Below are 16709 nucleotides of genomic sequence, written 5' to 3' on the forward strand. Positions count from 1 at the left end.
GAGTGGGTAAGGCTCCCAGTAGACGACTGGGTTGATAGGCCGGATGTGGAAGCCCTGTAAGGGGTGGAGCTGACCGGTACTAATAAGCCGAGGGCTTGACCATAGTTGCTACGCGTCCACTGTCTGGTTCTGAGGCAACCGGCCTCAAAGAGTTTCGGTGGTCATAGCGTGAGGGAAACGCCCGGCAACATCCCGAACCCGGAAGCTAAGCCTCACAGCGCCGATGGTACTGCAGGGGGGACCCTGTGGGAGAGTAGGACGCCGCCGAACAACCATTACAGGTAACCCCCCTGACCTAGTGTCAGGGGGGTTACCTGCGTTCCAGACACAAAACAGACGGGTTGGTGGGGTCGGCCTTCACCGTAGAACACCTGGCGGCGCCGTCTCGCGCCTCCGGCGCACAGCAGCAACCACAAGACAGAGCCCCGGGGTGGTTGGGGTTGGTGAGTATTCACTCCCCGACCCGCCAGCCAGGCACCAACCCGAACCCCGCCCCAGCTCCCGCGTCGTTGCTGCAGTGCGCCGCAGGCGCGAGACGGACCCGACACCGCACCAACGGCGAAGGCCGACCCCACCTGGCGGGTTTTTCAGCAGCCGCAGTCGCAGCACTCACAGCATTCGCAGCACTCCAGGGCCTCGCAGCAGTTGAGGTCGCAGGTGTCGCAGCAGTCCAGGTCGCTGCACGGGCCTTGGCGGCGGCGGCCGTTGCAAGGGTCCTCGTAGTCGTCGCGGCAGCAGGCCTGGCAGGTGCAGCAGAGCAGGGTCCACATCGCGCAGCCGGCCAGTGGGTTGCGGCGGCGGGGTGGGGCACTGTCGCCCGGACCGAACGGGCCAGCGGCTCGGTAGGAGGTGAACGGGTCGGTGGGGCGCTGCTGCTTGCTCTTGTCGCGGCCACCGTTGTTCGGGTCCTGTGGGTAGCCGACCTGCCTTGCCTCTGTGGGGGCGACAGGGGCCGTGGCTGTCGGAGGGGCGGCGGGTGCCGTAGCCGCTGTCGAAGCCGCAGGACTGGCGATCCCTGCGTGCCCGAAGGTGCGGCGTACTGCTGCGGCGGTCTCGTGGGCGAGTAGCCGGTGGGCCAGGGCGCCGTCCGTGAACTCGACGTCGCGCAGGGCCAGGCGGACGCCGTGGACGGCGTCGTCGCACAGCCGTTGGGCCTCGGCCAGGCTGGTGCCGGTTGCGGCCAGCGGGTTCCAGGCGCCGGTGGCCTGATCCTCGGTCAGGTCCTCGACTGCGTCCAGGAGGTGGGCCAGTCGGCCGAAGAGGCGGCCGATCTCGGCGAGGGGCGCGCTGTTGCTCGGACGTCCGGCCAGGACGGCGGTGTGGGCCAGGGCGAGTGCGGTCGCCTCCTCGGTCGGGGCGGTGACCAGCAGGACTGAGGTGCCGAGCCCGGCGGCCTGCTCCAGTGCGGTCTGTCGGCCGAGCGTCTCGAAGAGGAGTCCGGTGTCGAAGCCCAGTGCCGTGCCGCCGCGTCGGCTCTGCCGCCCCCACCGGTCGGCTATGCCGCCCGCGGTCAGCGCGACCGGGCGCCGGGCGTAGGCGCCGTCGCCGTCGGCGACGTGGTCGCGGACCTTCGCCGAGGCCAGCGCCAGTGAGACCGCTGCGGCCAGTCTGGCTCCCTCGCCGTGGGCGACCGAGGCGGTGCGCATGCCGCGGAGCGGGCAGGGGCCCGCGGTTCGCCGTCCACTGACGGAACTGGGGGAGACGGAGGAACCGGAGAAGCTGACGGAACCGTACGGGCCGGAGGAGCCACCCGTCCCCACCTGCGCTTCCACCAATACCGACACCACCAGTGCGTCGTAGTTGGTCGCGGTGCGGGCCAGTTGGCCGTGGTCGTCGCGTAGGGCCAGGCAGAGGCCGCAGAGGTGGGCGGTCCAGGAGCGGTGCAGTTGTTCCGTGAGCCGGTGGCGGCAGGGCCTGATGATTCCGAACATAAAAGGGAACGGAGCCTTTCAGCGGGGGTCGCGCAGCACCGGCCACGCGATCTTGGGACGGAACAGGACAGTCGGCGGCGTCACCAGGGTCATCACCTCGCTGAACCTGGCGCACACCTCCTGGTCGCGGCCGGCGCGGGCGACGACCCGGTCCAAGTAGCGGTGCTGCAGCCGCAGTACGGCACCGGACGGGCCGCCGGTGGTGGTCGGAAAGCGTACATCCTCGGCCGCGGCCATCATCCAGGCGTCCTTGGCCACGGCCGCGATCCCGGCCTGGACCTGGCGGGCGGTGCCGGGGCGCAGCCCGCGCGCCCGGACGCCGTCGCGCAGCACCAGCGCGCCGAACGCGGCGACGGAGATGCCCTGCCCGTAGACCGGGTTGAAGGTGCAGGCGGCGTCCCCGATCACGACCAGGCCGTCCGGTGCGCCGCGCTGGTAGTGCCGGCGGACGCTCGCCCCCGGCCGGAAGCCGTAGGTCTCGCCCGCGGGATCCGCGGTGGACAGCACCTCGCGCAGCGCCGGGTCGCGGAGCCGTCCGAGGAAGGCGTCGAAGCCCGCCGCGCCCGGTTCCGGCTCCGAGCCGCGCAGCCCGCCGAGGCTGACCACCCATCGGCTGCCCTCCACCGGCAGCAGCACCCCGAGCCGGGGGTGGTCCGGGGCCTGGGTCTGGATGTAAAGGGCGGACAGCGAGGCGTCGATGCCCGGGGCGTGGTGGAACAGCCGGGAGGTGTAGGAGACGCCTGCGTCCACCCGGTCCTCGGGGGTCTTGGCGCAGCCCAGCGCCCGCAGCCACTGCGGCGTCCGGGACGAGCGGCCGGAGGCGTCGACCACCAGGTCGGCCGCCAACTCCTCGACGGCGCCCGCCGATCCGGCCCCGGTCCCGCCCGGCGCGGCGCCGCGGGTGCGGGCCCTGACGCCGGTGACCGCGGTGCCGTCGCCGAGCAGGCCGACCGCCTCGGTGCCCTCTACGAAGGTCACCGACGGTTCGCTGCGCACCCGCCGCAGCACGGCCTGGTCCAGCACCGGGCGGGTGGCGGAGAGGAAGGTCAGGTCGGTGGCGAAGCGCGGCATCCAGCCGCCGGAGCTGAGCCAGCGCAGCCCGCCGGGGACCGGCACCGGAACGGCGCCGTGCGCCAGCAGGTCGGCGTCCAGGCCCGGCAGCAGGTCGTGCAGCGCCCGGCGTCCGCCCTCCATCAGCAGGTGCGCGTGCCGGCTCTGCGGGGTGCCGGGACGGAAGGCGGGCTGCTCTGGATAGCGGTCGCGTTCCAGCACCAGGATGCGGTCGGCCACGCCGACCAGGGCCCAGGCGGCGAGGCATCCGGCCAGCCCACCGCCGATGACCACCGCCGTGCCCCGCCCACCCGTCGTCATGCCTGGTGAGCGTAGTGGCGGCGGCTCCCCGGCGGCGAGCGGTTCCGCGCATTCGGCCGGGCCGACGGAAAAGGCCCTCGGCGACGGCCGCCGGCCGGTAGCCCGGCATTGGTCGGCGACGGCCCGTAGCACCTACCCTGACCAGGGAGGACGGTCGCACGGCCGCCCATGGCGCGATCGATCGGAACGGAGCACGGGGATGACGTCGGCGGAGCAGACGCCCTATCTCACCGTCTCCACCCCCGGCGGCCGTCCCGTGGTCCATGAGACCGAGGTCAAGAAGTCGCGCTTCCTCTGCTCGCTGCTGCGGGTCGAGGACGAGGCGCAGGCGCAGGCCTTCATCGCCGCGACCCGCAAGGAGTTCTGGGACGCCCGGCACAACTGCACCGCCTATGTGATCGGCGACCGGCCGCGCCGGGAGCGTTCCAACGACGACGCCGAGCCGGCCGGGACGGCGGGGGCGCCGATGCTGGAGGTGCTGCGCCGCCGCGGGCTGACCGACACGGTGGCGGTGGTGACCCGCTACTTCGGCGGGGTGCTGCTGGGCGCGGGCGGCCTGGTCCGGGCCTACGGCGGTGCGGTCTCGGCCGCGCTGGACCGGGCCGAGCTGGTGCACCGGCAACCGGTCACGGTGTTCGCGGTCGAGGCCGACCACGTCCGGGCCGGACGGTTGGAGAACGAGCTGCGGGCGGCCGGACACGTGGTCAGAGCGGTCGACTACACCGCCGTCGGCGTCCGTTTCGACGTCGGCGTCCCCGGGGCGGACGCGGCGGTATTCGAGGAGTGGGTGGCCGCGGCGAGCGCGGGATCGGCCGCGGTGGAGCGGCTGGGGACGGACTGGGTGGACCTGCCGTGGCGGCCCTGAGCTTGTGAGGATCGAGTTGTGAGGATCCCACAAGAACTTCGTGGGCGACTCGGTGGGCGGTGTCACCTGCCTCCCGGACGATCACCGTGCCAGGCTGGGGCTCAGCAGGAACTGACCCGGACTCAGTAGACGGTTGCCGTGAGCCGGGATTGGTTTGATTCCTCTGAACAGGAGTGCGGCCATGGCGGACGGGACGATCGGGGTCGCGGTGACCGGGCTGGGCGCGAGCACCCCGCTGGGCGGTGACCTGGCGGCCACCTGGGAGGCGATGCTGGCAGGCGAGTCCGCCATCGCCCCGCTGGCCGAGGCGTGGGCCGAGGGGCTGCCGGTGCGGATCGCGGCGCGGCTGGCGGTCGAGCCGACCGAGGTGCTGGAACGGGTGCTGGCCCGGCGCCTGGACCGCTGCGAGCAGCTCGCGGTGGTCGCCGCCCGTGAGGCCTGGGCCCATGCCGGGCGGCCCGAGGTCGACCCGGAGCGGCTGGCGGTGGTGATCGGCACCGGCACCGGCGGATCGTGCTCGCTGCTGGACCAGGACGACGTGCTGGAGCGCTCGGGACCGCGCCGGGTCTCCCCGCACACCGTCCCGATGCTGATGGCCAACGGCCCCGCGGCCTGGGTCAGCATCGAACTCGGGGCGCTCGGCGGCGCCCGCACGCCGGTCAGCGCCTGCTCGTCCGGCGCCGAGGCGATCGCGATGGGCCTGGACCTGATCCGGGCCGGGCGCGCGGACGTGGTGGTGGCGGGCGGCACCGAGGCCTGTCTGGCCCCGCTGCCGCTGGCCGGGTTCGCGCAGATGACCGCCCTGTCCACCCGCAACGACGACCCGGACGCCGCGTCCCGTCCGTTCGACCTGGACCGGGACGGCTTCGTGATGGGGGAGGGGGCGGCGGTCCTGGTGCTGGAGCGGGCCGATCTGGCCGCGGCCCGCGCGGCGCGGGTGCACGCGCTGCTGGCCGGCGCGGGGCTGACCTCCAGCGCGGTCCACATCACCGCGTCCGACGAGCACGGCCAGGTCCGGGCGATCCGGCAGGCACTGGAGAGCGGCGGACTGACCCCGCTGGACGTCGGACACGTCCACGCCCATGCCACCTCGACCCCCTCGGGCGACCTGGTCGAGGCCGCGGCTGTCGCCTCCGCGCTGGGCAGCCATCCGGTGGTCACCGCCACCAAGTCGATGACCGGTCACCTGCTGGGCGCGTCCGGCGCGTTGGGCGCGGCGGTGGCGGTGCTCTCGCTGCGGGACGGGGTCACCCCGGCGATCCGCAACCTGGACCGGCCGGATCCGGAGGTCAAGCTGGACCTGGTCCGGGGCCTCCCCCGGCGCGGGAGTTGGGACGCGGCGGTGTCCAACTCCTTCGGCTTCGGCGGCCACAACGTGAGCCTGGCCTTCACCCGTCGCTGATTCGCACGTTCTGTCCGGTTCACCCGGTCTGCGAGTGTGACCTGGGGCACCCAGCAGGCCGGTTAACCTCCTGTTCACATATGGGCAACAGCGGGGAAATTGCGAGATGTGAGTCTCCTGCACAGCACGACAGCGGACCTCCCCAGCGACGCGGAGCACCGCCACCGGACGACCGCATCGTTCCCACCCCACCGCGAGGAATGCCGCCCGTGACTTTCAAGGCTGAGTACATCTGGATCGACGGCACCGAGCCGACCGCCAAGCTTCGTTCGAAGACGCGGATCCTGGCCGACGGCGCCGAGCTTCCGACCTGGGGCTTCGACGGCTCCAGCACCAACCAGGCCGAGGGCCACGCCTCGGACCGGGTGCTCAAGCCGGTCTTCTCCTGCCCGGACCCGATCCGCGGCGGCGACGACGTGCTGGTGCTGTGCGAGGTCTTCAACATCGACGGCAGCGCCCACGAGTCCAACACCCGGGCCCTGCTGCGCCCGATCGCCGAGCAGTTCGCCGCGCAGGAGGCGATCTTCGGCATCGAGCAGGAGTACAACTTCTTCAAGGACGGCCGCCCCTTCGGCTTCCCGGTCAACGGCTACCCGGCGGCCCAGGGCGGCTACTACTGCGGCGTCGGCGCCGACGAGGTCTTCGGCCGCGACGTGGTCGAGCTGCACATGGAGCGCTGCCTCACCGCCGGCCTGGCCTTCTGCGGCATCAACGCCGAGGTCATGCCCGGCCAGTGGGAGTTCCAGATCGGCCCGGTCGACGCGCTGACCGCCTCGGACCACCTGTGGGTCGCCCGCTGGCTGCTCTACCGCACCGCCGAGGAGTTCGACGTCGCGGTGACCATCGACGCCAAGCCGGTGAAGGGCGACTGGAACGGCGCGGGCGCGCACACCAACTTCTCCACCAAGGCGATGCGCGAGCGCTACGACGCCATCATCACCGCCTGCGAGTCGCTCGGCGCCGACCAGGAGAAGGTGCTGGAGCACGTCAACCAGTACGGCCACGGCATCCAGGACCGGCTGACCGGCAAGCACGAGACGGCCCCCTGGGACGTCTACAGCTACGGCGTCTCCGACCGCGGCGCGTCGGTGCGCATCCCGTGGCAGGTCGAGGTGGAGCAGAAGGGCTACATCGAGGACCGCCGCCCCAACGCCAACGTCGACCCGTATGTGGTGACCCGGCTGCTGGTCAACACCTGCTGCTCCGCGCTGGAGAAGGCCGACCAGGTCTGATCCACCCGCACGTACGACGCAAGGGCCCGCCGGAGGATTCCGGCGGGCCCTTGCGTCGTTCTGGCGGATGCGCTGTATGCCAGGTGCGCTGTGCGGGGTCAGGCGTTCTTCACCAGCGAGACCTCGAACTCCAGCGTGATCTTGTCGCTGACCAGCACGCCGCCGGTCTCCAGGGGCGCGTTCCAGGTGATGCCGTAGTCCTTGCGGCTGATCACGTGCGAGCCCTCGAAGCCGAGGCGCTGGTTGCCGAAGGGGTCGGTGGCCGCGCCCTCGTAGTCGAAGTCGATGGTGACCGACTGGGTCACGCCCTTGACTGTCAGGTCGCCGGTGAGCTTCACGCTGGTGTCGTCGGTCAGCTGGACGCCGGTCGAGCTGAAGCTGATCTCCGGGTAGGTGGCCAGGTCGAGGAAGTCGTTGCTGCGGAGGTGGCCGTCGCGGTCGGCGTTGCGGGTGTCGATGCTGTCGACCTTGATGGTGAGGGTCGCCGAGGACTGCTCCGGCTTCTCCGCGTCCACCACCACCGTGCCGGTGAACTCGTTGAAGGAGCCGCGGACCTTGGTGACCATCGCGTGGCGGGCGACGAAGCCGATCCGGGTGTGTGCCGGGTCGATGCTGTAGGTGCCGGAGAGCTCGGGAGAGAGGGTGGCGGCCATGGTGGACTCCTCAGTGGTTGACGTGTCACCTTGATCCTAGCAAAGATGGGTGATGTGTCAACCAAGGCATGTAGGGTGTTTCCATGAACGACTTCGACACCACGGCCGCGCCCCCGGCGAACGCGACCGTGACCGCTCCCGCGCCGCGCTGGCTGGACGCCGCCGAGCAGCAGGCCTGGCGTGCCTTCCTGCGGATGCAGGCACAGCTCACCGCCCGCCTCGGCCGCGACCTGCAGGCTGACTCCGACCTCTCGCTCGCGGACTACGACGTCCTGGTGCACCTCACCGACCTGGACGGGGGGCGGCGGCGGATTCTGGAGCTGGCGCGCGAGCTGGACTGGGAGAAGAGTCGGATGTCGCACCACCTGGCCAGGATGGCCAAGCGCGGGCTGATAGCCCGTGAGGAGTGCTCGGCGGACGGGCGCGGTGCGTTCATCGTGATCACCCCGGCCGGTCAGGCCGCCATCGAGGCCGCGGCCCCCCGGCATGTGGAGTCGGTCCGACGGCTGGTGTTCGACCGGCTGAGCGCGGATCAGGTCGCGGTGCTGGCCGCGGTGTCGGAGAAGATCCTCGGCGGGCTGGAGAACCCCGATCCCTGCGAGTCCTGACCCTGCGAGTCCTGGGCCGACGCGACTGACGGTGCCTTATAGGTGGTATGTCCGTTTTAACGGAAATGCTCCTGTGTCCTTGCTGTGTGCGGGAGTTGGCCGGGTCTGGCTGTGACCTCTCTCATATCCCTCTCATCTTCGTCCGAAAGGTCTGATGCATGTCCGACAACCCTGACCCGCTCCGCTGCCAGGTCACCTGGGGCGTCTGCCCCGAGCACGGCGCCACTCTGCGGGCCGTCGCCGACGGCAGCGTCTGCGCCGCTCCCGGCTGTCCGCGGACCTGGGACTACGACCGGTTCGCGGCCCCCTGCCCGGATCTGGCGACGCATCAGGTGGCGGACTCGGCCGGGGGCATGCTGCTGCTCTGCGGAGGGCACGCGCTCGCGGTCGGGGGTCGGCTGGAGGGTGCGGTGATCACCCCGCTGGGCGCCGGTCGGGGGTAGTGCGCCCGTCGAACGGCGGGGGATGGTGTGTGGTGCAGATCACAGCCGGTTGTAGTTTGCCCTCCGGTATGTCTATCTTTCTGGCGCCGCGTTTAAGCGGAACAGACAACTCCGGAACGCCGAGTCCTGCCACCGGGGATGTCGAAGACCCACACACAGCACCATGGCAGGAGCGGGGGACCCAGGTTTGCCGCTGCGACCGCGTGTCACGGACACATGGTCGCAGCTAGGGGTGAAGCCGTGCAGCGCACGGCCGGGCAACTCCAGCCCGAATCCGACAGCTCACCTCGCAGGCGTGGGAGAGGAACGCACTTTCATGCTGTCCCACAACGGCCGTCACCGTGCCGCCAAGTCCCGCCACAGCCGTACCCAGCGTCTGATCGCCTCCGCCGGTCTCACCGGTGTCGGCCTCGCGATTCCGCTCGTCAGCGCGACCTCCGCCTCCGCTGCTCCGGTCAGCACCTGGGACCGGGTGGCCAGCTGCGAGAGCACCAACAACTGGTCGATCAACACCGGCAACGGCTACTACGGCGGCCTGCAGTTCTCCGCCGACACCTGGGCCGCCTACGGTGGCACCCAGTACGCCGCCACCGCCGACCAGGCCACCAAGGACCAGCAGATCGCGATCGCCGAGAAGGTCCTCGCCTCCCAGGGCCCCGGCGCCTGGCCGGTGTGCGGCCCGGAGGCCGGTCTGACCGCGGGCGGCGCGCCGGCCCAGGTGGACACCTCCTCCAGCTCGTCCAGCAGCTCCTCCAGCTCCTCCGCGGCGAGCGCGCCCAGCACCACCCCGAGCACCCACTCGTCGAGCTCGGCGTCCACCGGCTCCTCCGCCGCGCCGTCGGGCAACATCACCACCTACACCGTGGTCGCCGGCGACTGGCTCTCCACCATCGCCGCCAAGCAGCACGTCTCCGGTGGCTGGGAGCGCCTGTACCAGCTGAACCGGGCCTCGCTGACCGAGGGCCCGAACGTCATCTACCCCGGTGAGATCCTGAAGCTCAGCGGTGGCGTGGTCACCTCCGGCACCAGCTCCGACAGCTCCGGCTCCAGCAACTCCGGCTCCAGCTCCAGCGGCGACGCCGCGGTCACCAGCTCCGCCGTGACCACCACGTCCGCGAGCAGCAGCGACAACAGCAGCAACTACGCCTCCGGCAGCATGGCCTCGGCCATCGCCTTCGCCCAGGCGCAGGTCGGCGACGCCTACGTGTACGGCGGCACCGGCCCCAACAGCTGGGACTGCTCGGGCCTGGCCCAGGCCACCCTGGCCAAGGCCGGCATCTCCATCCCCCGCACCAGCGAGGACCAGGCCGCCGCATCCACCCGGGTCTCGCTGAGCAACCTCCAGCCCGGCGACCTGCTGTTCTGGTCCAGCGACGGCAGCGACGCCGGCGCCTACCACGTCGCCATCTACACCGGCAACGGCGCCTACGTCGAGGCCGCCAACCCGAGCGCCGGTGTCAAGACCGACACCATCGCCAACTGGGCGCCGACCTTCGCCGGCCGCATCGGCTGACCGTCGTACCGCTTGACCGAGGTTGCCTCCTCACCGATGGGGCCCGCACGCCGACTCCGGCATGCGGGCCCCATCGGCATTTCGGGGATAACGCCCTTTCAGGACACCACGTCCTTGCCGCGGAAGTGCCGGAACGCCAGCGCGAACAGCACCAGTGCGTAGGTGACCGAGACCGAGGCGCCCTTGGCCATCCCGTCCCACTGCGGCTGGGTCTGCAGCAGGTCCACCCAGGAGTAGGCCCAGTAGGTCGGCAGGAAGTCGCGGATGCCGCCCAGCGCGGTGATCGCGCCCAGGATGTTGCCGAGGATGGTGAGCCCCAGCGCCCCGCCGACCGCGCCCAGCGGGGCGTCGGTCACCGTCGACAGCCAGAACGCCAGCGCGGCCGTCACCAGCTGGCTGACCATGATGAACGCCACCGCGACCAGCAGCCGTACGGTCGAGGTGCCGACCGGCAGGGCGCCGCCGGCCGGGAGCTCCAGCGGACCCCAGCCGTACGCGGCCGTCCCCGCCGCCAGCGCGACCAGCGGCACCAGCAGCGTCGCCACCACGCTGAAGCCCATCGCCACGGTCAGTTTGCTGAGCAGCAGCCGGGACCGCGGCACCGGCGCCGCCAGCAGGTAGCGCAGCGAGGACCAGCCCGCCTCCGAGGCGACCGTGTCGCCGAAGAACAGCGCGACCGGGACCACCAGGAAGAAGCCGGAGGAGAGGAACAGCACGCTTGCTGCGAAGTTCGGCCCGGAGGCGGTGGCGACGGTGAGGAAGCCGGACTGGTTGTTCGGGCCGCCGGGCTTCCCGCCGACCTCGAAGGCGATCAGGATGATCAGCGGCAGCAGCACCACCAGGGCCGCCATCGCCATGGTCCGCCGCCTGCGGAGCTGCCGGACGGCCTCCACCCGCAGCGGCAGGGTGTGCCGGGCGGTGTAGCCGGGGGCGACGGTGTCGCGGGTGTCGAGCGTGCTGCTCACAGGGCAGCGCCTCCGATCAGGGTGAGGAACGCGTCCTCGAGGCGGCGGTGCGGTCCCAGGCTGTGCACCGGGACCTCCAGGCGGACCAGGTCAGCGGTCAGACCGGCGGCGGTCCCGCCGTCCAGGCGGACCAGCAACCCGCCCTCGGCGGGCTCCGCGGCGGCGACGCCGGGCAGCTCGGCGATCTTCTCCAGCACGCCGGGGGCCAGCGGCAGCGTGGTCCCCACCAGCAGGGTGTCGCCGGAGCCGATGATCTCCTGCACCGGCCCGGCCTGGGCCAGCTGCCCGTGGTCCATCACCACCAGGTGGGTGCAGGTCTGCTCGACCTCGGCCAGCAGGTGGCTGGAGACGATGACGGTCCGTCCGGCCGCCGCGTAGCGGACGATGACATCGCGCATCTCCCGGATCTGCGGCGGGTCCAGGCCGTTCAACGGCTCGTCCAGGATCAGCAGGTCGGGCAGGCCGAGCATGGCCTGGGCGATGGCGAGGCGCTGCCGCATCCCCTGCGAGTAGGTGCGGACCGCCCGTTCGACCGCGTCGCCGAGCCCGGCGATGGCCAGCGCCTCGGCCAGGTGCGCGTCCTGGTCCGGACGGCCGGTGGCCCGCCAGTAGAGGTCGAGGTTGGCCCGGCCGGAGAGGTGCGGCAGGAAGCCGGGGCCCTCCACGAACGAGCCGACCCGGGAGAGCACCGGCGCGCCCGGCCGGATCCGCCGGCCGAAGACCCGGATCTCGCCGCCGTCCGGCCGGATCAGGCCCATCAGCATCCGGAGCGTGGTTGTCTTGCCCGCGCCGTTCGGCCCGAGCAGCCCCAGTACCTGGCCGCGCTCGACCCGGAACGACAGGTCGCGCACGGCGTAGCGGTCCGCCGCCCCGGCATAGCGCTTCGTCAGCCCGCTGATCAGCAGCGGGATCTCGGAGTCGGAGTCGGAGTAGGGGACGGTGGCGGGGTCGGGCTCGGCGGTGTCGGGCGGGACGGCGGTGCGGCTCCGGCGGCGGCCGGTCAGCAGCAGCAGGGCCGCCGCCAGCAGGCCCAGCAGCGGCAGGCCCCAGACCCACCACGGCAGCGGCGCCACGGCGGTGCGCAGCGCCGGGTCGGTGGGGACGCTCACCCCGCCGTCGAGCAGGGAGACGGTGTAGGTCGCGGGCTGCACCGGCGAGGCGTAGGCCAGGTCGGTCGAGGACAGCACCAGCCGCAGCCGGTGCCCGGCCGGGACCTCGTGGTCCACCGCCGGGAGCTGCACCAGCACGTCCGCCCCGGCCTTCGCCCCGGTCACCCGCAGCGGGGTCACCAGCTGGGACGGCAGCACCTGGCTGCCGCCGCCAGTGCCGCTGCTGCCGGTGCCGGTGCCGGCGTCGGCCGTGCTGCCGCCGCCCGGGGCGACGTCGTAGAGCTTGGCGAACAGCACCGCGTCGTCGGTGTCGGCGCTGACGTGGATGCGCACCGTCGGCGAGCCGGTGATCCGCAGCGCGGTGGTCAGCGGGGCGGAGAGGAACTGCGCCGACTGGCCCGGGAAGTCCAGCGACACCCCGAGCCCCAGTCCGGAGAGCTGACCGAGCGAGCCCAGGCCGGGCACCGCCGAGACCGCGGGCGGGGCGGCCCCGGCCGGGTTCTGGAAGGTCTGCGGTGGTCCGGTCAGCGCGATCTGACGCGGCGTCCCGTCCAGCCCCGGGTAGCTGTCGGCGCTGGCGCCTTCCAGCGCGACCGTCCCCTCGGTGCTGTTCACGCCACTGCTGCGGCTGACCCGGAAGGCCGGGCCGGTGTCCGCCGAGCGGTCGCCCTTGAGGTAGCGGTCGAACCAGTCCTCGGTGCGCTGTTGCACCCGGGCCGCCTCCTGGTTCCCGCCGTCGTGGCCGCCCGCGATCCAGTCCACGGAGACCGGCGCGCCGTTGCCGCGGATCGCGGCGGCGGCCTGGTCGGCCTGGTCCAGCGGGAACAGCGAGTCGGTCTGGCCCTGCAGCAGCAGGGTCGGGACCTTGATCCGGTCCGCCACCGCCGAGGGGCTGCGCGCGGCGAGCAGCTGCTCCGCCGCCGCGTCCGGCTTCCCGGCGACGGCGACCCGCTGGTACATCGCGCAGAGCTCGGGGGAGAAGCGCCCGCAGGCGGGGTCGGCGTCGGCGTCGGCGCCGGCAGCGGGCCCGGTCCCGGCACCGGCGGTCGGGGCGGGGGAGGCGGCGCCCGCGGCGGCGCCGGTCGATCCGGTGGTGAAGAAGATCCCGGCCCAGAGCTTCTTGAACACACCGTCAGGGAACAGCGCGTCGGAGAGGTTCCAGTAGGTGATCTCCGGGGCGATCGCGTCCACCCGTGTGTCGTAGCCGGCCGCCAGCAGGGAGATGGCGCCGCCGTAGGAGGCCCCGGCCACGCCCACCCTCGGGTCGCCGGGCGCGTCCAACTGCACCAGCGGCTGCTCGGCCAGCCAGTCGATCAGGCCGCTGACGTCGGCGACCTCGCGTCCCGGATCGTTCAGCCCGATGTCGCCGCCGGACTTGCCGAAGCCGCGGGCCGACCAGGTCAGCACCGCGTAGCCGTCCCTGGCCAGGGCCTCCGCCTCGGGCCGCATCCCCTCCTTGCTGCCGCCGAAGCCGTGCGCCAGCAGGATGGCGGGTCTGCGTACGCCAGGCTCGCCCGAGGTGAAGTAGGAGGTGTCGATCCCCACCGTGGCACTGCTGCCCGGTGATGAGGGGAACGACAGCACCTGGTCCTGCTGCCGCACCGCCGCCGGGCCGTGCGCGGCGGCGGCGGTCCAGGCGCCGGCCCCCACCAGCAGTGCTGCGGCTGCTGCTGCCGCGACCAGTGCGCGTCGCGGGCGTGGCAGTCGAAAAGCCATGGAGGTCCTTAGAAGTGTGGAGATCACCGATGCTGGGTGAACGTTCATCCCCGCGCATCGGTGCCCGGCTGACGATCCGTAACTGGAAAGCCTGGGCCCGAAACCATTGACAGGTATAGACCAAAGGCGGTTGAGTCGGTACATGTTCCCTGTTCCCGACCGCCTCGGCGGTTCGAGGGGACAGTCCTGTCCTCGATCACGTGCGGCCCCACCCGCATGAAGGAGTGACCGATGTCCCGACACCGCATAGCGGCGTTCCTGCTGACCCTGGCCCTGGCGATCGGACTGGGCGTCACGTTCCAGCCCACCGCCTCGGCCGCCCCCGCCTGCGCGGCGGCCTGGAGCTCCGGCACCGTCTACGTGGGCGGCAACACCGCCTCGTACAACGGCGACAACTGGCAGGCCAAGTGGTGGACCCAGGGCGACACCCCCGGCGGCAGCGTCGGCGTGTGGACCGACCAGGGCGCCTGTGGCGGCGGCGGAGGCGGCACCACGCCCCCGGCCGGCAGCTGCAACTACCCCGCCTGGGTGGCCGGCACCAACTACAGCGCCGGTGCGATCGTCCAGTACAGCAACGGCCTCTACTACCAGGCCACGCACGACAACCCGGGCTACGACCCGACCATCAGCACCTGGTACTGGTCGCCGTACACCTGCACCGGCGGCGGTGGCGGCACCACACCGCCGTCCTCGGGCGGATTCCCGGTCAGCGAGGCCCAGTTCAACCAGATGTTCCCGAGCCGGAACTCCTTCTACACCTACAGCGGCCTGATCGCGGCGCTCAGCGCCTACCCGCAGTTCGCGACGACCGGCAGCAGCACGGTCCAGGCGCAGGAGGCGGCGGCCTTCCTGGCCAACGTCAGCCACGAGACCGGGGGCCTGGTGTACATCACCGAGATCGACCAGTCCGGCAACTACTGCGCGAGCGAGTCGTACGGCTGCCCGGCCGGCACCTACGCCTACTACGGCCGCGGCCCGATGCAGCTGAGCTGGAACTTCAACTACAAGGCGGCCGGGGACGCGCTCGGCGTCGACCTGCTCGACAACCCCAGCCTGGTCCAGACCGACGCCGCGATCTCCTGGAAGACCGCGCTCTGGTACTGGGACACCCAGACCGGCCCCGGCACCATGACCGCGCACAACGCGATGGTCAACGGCGCCGGCTTCGGTGAGACGATCCGCAGCATCAACGGCAGCGTCGAGTGCAACGGCGCCAACACCGCCGAGATGCAGGACCGGGTCAACAAGTACGAGAGCTACGCGGCGATCCTCGGGGTCAGCCCCGGCGGCAACCTGACCTGCTAGCCGACACGCGACGTGCGGCCCCCGCGCGCCAGGAAGCGCGGGGGCCGCACGTCGCTCAACGGTGACGTGACACCTGGACGAGTGTCAAGACCCGCCGGTCCGGCCAACCGGTGCACGGACGGCCCCGAACATTGCGACCATGGCGGCGTGACCAGTACCGATCGGGACGGCGGCGACAGCCCCGAGCCGTCCGCCCACAGACCCCCCACCGTCAAGCGCGACCTGGTGCGGCGGCACCTGATGCAGGTGATCGGCCGCTCCGGGCCGGGGACCAGCCTTCCGCCCGAACGCGATCTGGCCACCCGGCTCGGCGTCTCCCGGCCGACCGTCCGGGCCGCGGTGGAGGAGCTGGTGCGCAGCGGACTGCTGGTCCGCCAGCACGGCAAGGGCACCTTCACCAGCCCGCACAAGGTCACCCAGGAGATGTCCGGCAGCGCGGACGGCCTGGCGGTGCCGCCGGCCGAGGGGGACTGGACCAGCAGGGTGGTCCGTTTCACGACCGGCCCGGCCGGTCCGGCCCGTGCGGCCCGGCTGGGCCTGGACCCCGCGGACCCGGTGCTGAGGATCACCCGGGTCCGCGACGTGGACGGCGCGCCGATGTCGATCGAGCAGCTGGAGCTCCCGGCCGCACTGGTGCCGGGGCTGCTCCCGGAGGACATGGAGACCGGCAACTTCTACCGGCTGCTGCGTGAACGTTTCGCGGTGGTGGTGTCGGACGCGGTGCAGACGCTGGAGCCGGCCGTCACCAACCCCGAGCAGGCCGAGCTGCTGGACGTCCCGGTGTACGCGCCGATCCTCCAGGTCGAGCGGACCACCAGGGACGGCGCCGGGCGGATCGTGGAGTTCGCCCACGCGGTCTACCGGGGCGACCGCTACCGGATCACCTCCCGGCTGCGTTTCGACGACACCTCGGGCTGACGGGTTCGCCAACGGGCTGACCGGGCGGCAGGCCCGGGAGGCTTGCTATCCGTACATGACAATCCGTCATAGACTCTCAGGCGCCGGGGTACCAGGCCAGGGCGTGCGCCTCGGCCAGGGTCTCCCTGACCTGTCTGCGGTAGCGGACGGCCTGCGCCGGGTCGTTCTCGCTCAGCGCCGCGGCGGCCAGCGCGGCGGCCGAAGTCGCCCACGCCAGCAGGCGGATGGCGTCCTGGCGGGAGCTGTCGCTCAGGGTGGCGTCCGGGAGGTCGGCCGCATGCTTGGCCAGCAGGTTCGACAGCACGCGCAGATGGGTGCGGGTGGTGGTCGGACTGGGCAACGGGTCTGGTGCGTGACGGCCCACGGAAATCTCCCGGCTATTCGGCGTCTACCACAACCATCCTTACGCATATGCGATTGGCATGTGCACGGTTTGCTCAGAAAGTGTGCACGCGATCTGGCTTTCCCGTGGCACGGAACGTATCCGCCTGGTGGCTGCGGGTAGCAACCGGTCCCGGCGTTGCTCGTGCGGCAGTCGGAGATGCGCTGAACTTCCTTGCTGAGCAGTGGTTTTGACACATTGCACGGACCTGCGGAAGCGGCGGTTCCTTTTAGGTGACTGCAATTTACATTCAAGGTCTTGTCGGGACACAGTCAGCTCACTAGCCTACTCGTCAG

14 protein-coding genes, 2 rRNA genes and 1 riboswitch are annotated in these 16709 nt (G+C 71.7%); of the genes, 10 read left to right on the plus strand and 6 right to left on the minus strand.

Features of this window, described 5'->3' with window-relative positions:
• Positions 1 to 103: ribosomal RNA gene (locus tag ACEZDE_RS20305) — 23S ribosomal RNA — on the plus strand; the annotation flags it as partial.
• A gap of 50 nt (positions 104 to 153) precedes the next feature.
• Positions 154 to 270 (plus strand): 5S ribosomal RNA (rrf, locus tag ACEZDE_RS20310).
• Positions 271 to 587: 317 nt separating this feature from the next.
• Here the strand turns inward: rrf and ACEZDE_RS20315 are convergent.
• Together ACEZDE_RS20315 and ACEZDE_RS20320 are read right to left on the minus strand one after the other, a co-directional pair.
• Positions 588 to 1931, minus strand: a complete 1344-nt coding sequence (locus ACEZDE_RS20315) for a DUF5685 family protein (RefSeq protein ID WP_380537762.1) — start codon at positions 1929 to 1931, stop codon at positions 588 to 590.
• A gap of 18 nt (positions 1932 to 1949) precedes the next feature.
• Positions 1950 to 3302 (minus strand): NAD(P)/FAD-dependent oxidoreductase, encoded by a 1353-nt coding sequence (locus ACEZDE_RS20320; RefSeq protein WP_380537765.1) that lies wholly within the window; start codon positions 3300 to 3302, stop codon positions 1950 to 1952.
• 199 nt (positions 3303 to 3501) lie between these two features.
• On the opposite strand from ACEZDE_RS20320, the gene ACEZDE_RS20325 reads away from it, so the two are divergent.
• The 3 genes from ACEZDE_RS20325 (at position 3502) to glnII (ending at position 6801) form a co-directional block, all read left to right on the plus strand.
• Complete coding sequence (locus tag ACEZDE_RS20325; protein WP_380537768.1) at positions 3502 to 4167, plus strand: YigZ family protein; 666 nt, start codon at positions 3502 to 3504, stop codon at positions 4165 to 4167.
• Positions 4168 to 4348: 181 nt separating this feature from the next.
• Positions 4349 to 5569 (plus strand): beta-ketoacyl-[acyl-carrier-protein] synthase family protein, encoded by a 1221-nt coding sequence (locus tag ACEZDE_RS20330; protein WP_380537771.1) that lies wholly within the window; start codon positions 4349 to 4351, stop codon positions 5567 to 5569.
• A 209-nt stretch (positions 5570 to 5778) separates the two neighbouring features.
• Positions 5779 to 6801 (plus strand): glutamine synthetase, encoded by a 1023-nt coding sequence (gene glnII / locus ACEZDE_RS20335; protein WP_380537773.1) that lies wholly within the window; start codon positions 5779 to 5781, stop codon positions 6799 to 6801.
• Positions 6802 to 6899: 98 nt separating this feature from the next.
• Here the strand turns inward: glnII and ACEZDE_RS20340 are convergent, their stop codons facing one another.
• Positions 6900 to 7454: a YceI family protein gene (locus ACEZDE_RS20340; RefSeq protein WP_380537775.1), complete on the minus strand. Its 555-nt coding sequence runs from the start codon at positions 7452 to 7454 to the stop codon at positions 6900 to 6902.
• An 83-nt stretch (positions 7455 to 7537) separates the two neighbouring features.
• Between ACEZDE_RS20340 and ACEZDE_RS20345 the strand changes: the two genes are divergently transcribed.
• The 3 genes from ACEZDE_RS20345 to ACEZDE_RS20355 all read left to right on the plus strand — a co-directional run bounded on the left by ACEZDE_RS20345 (position 7538) and on the right by ACEZDE_RS20355 (position 10018).
• The gene (locus tag ACEZDE_RS20345; RefSeq protein ID WP_380537778.1) at positions 7538 to 8062 is read left to right on the plus strand and encodes a MarR family winged helix-turn-helix transcriptional regulator; all 525 of its coding nucleotides are present in this window, start codon (positions 7538 to 7540) and stop codon (positions 8060 to 8062) included.
• 158 nt (positions 8063 to 8220) lie between these two features.
• Positions 8221 to 8505: a hypothetical protein gene (locus ACEZDE_RS20350; RefSeq protein WP_380537781.1), complete on the plus strand. Its 285-nt coding sequence runs from the start codon at positions 8221 to 8223 to the stop codon at positions 8503 to 8505.
• A 149-nt stretch (positions 8506 to 8654) separates the two neighbouring features.
• Positions 8655 to 8816, plus strand: a riboswitch (cyclic di-AMP (ydaO/yuaA leader).
• Between the two features lie 5 nt (positions 8817 to 8821).
• Complete coding sequence (locus tag ACEZDE_RS20355; protein WP_380537784.1) at positions 8822 to 10018, plus strand: transglycosylase family protein; 1197 nt, start codon at positions 8822 to 8824, stop codon at positions 10016 to 10018.
• Between the two features lie 98 nt (positions 10019 to 10116).
• Here ACEZDE_RS20355 and ACEZDE_RS20360 read toward each other — a convergent pair whose 3' ends face one another.
• Both ACEZDE_RS20360 and ACEZDE_RS20365 read right to left on the minus strand, forming a co-directional pair.
• On the minus strand, positions 10117 to 10983 hold the full coding sequence (locus ACEZDE_RS20360) for an ABC transporter permease (RefSeq protein ID WP_380537786.1): 867 nt from the start codon (positions 10981 to 10983) through the stop codon (positions 10117 to 10119).
• Positions 10980 to 13808: an alpha/beta fold hydrolase gene (locus ACEZDE_RS20365; protein WP_380537788.1), complete on the minus strand. Its 2829-nt coding sequence runs from the start codon at positions 13806 to 13808 to the stop codon at positions 10980 to 10982. Before ACEZDE_RS20365 ends, ACEZDE_RS20360 begins: the two co-directional genes overlap by 4 nt.
• A 231-nt stretch (positions 13809 to 14039) precedes the next feature.
• Here ACEZDE_RS20365 and ACEZDE_RS20370 point away from each other — a divergent pair, with 231 nt between their 5' ends.
• The gene (locus tag ACEZDE_RS20370) at positions 14040 to 15113 is read left to right on the plus strand and encodes a glycoside hydrolase family 19 protein (protein ID WP_380537790.1); all 1074 of its coding nucleotides are present in this window, start codon (positions 14040 to 14042) and stop codon (positions 15111 to 15113) included.
• A gap of 147 nt (positions 15114 to 15260) precedes the next feature.
• Complete coding sequence (locus tag ACEZDE_RS20375) at positions 15261 to 16031, plus strand: GntR family transcriptional regulator (RefSeq protein WP_380537792.1); 771 nt, start codon at positions 15261 to 15263, stop codon at positions 16029 to 16031.
• A gap of 76 nt (positions 16032 to 16107) precedes the next feature.
• Here the strand turns inward: ACEZDE_RS20375 and ACEZDE_RS20380 are convergent, their stop codons facing one another.
• Complete coding sequence (locus ACEZDE_RS20380; protein ID WP_380537794.1) at positions 16108 to 16395, minus strand: hypothetical protein; 288 nt, start codon at positions 16393 to 16395, stop codon at positions 16108 to 16110.
• Positions 16396 to 16709: the final 314 nt, after the last annotated feature.

The organism is Streptacidiphilus cavernicola, assembly GCF_042510955.1.
GTDB classification, from domain to species: Bacteria; Actinomycetota; Actinomycetes; order Streptomycetales; family Streptomycetaceae; genus Streptacidiphilus; species Streptacidiphilus cavernicola.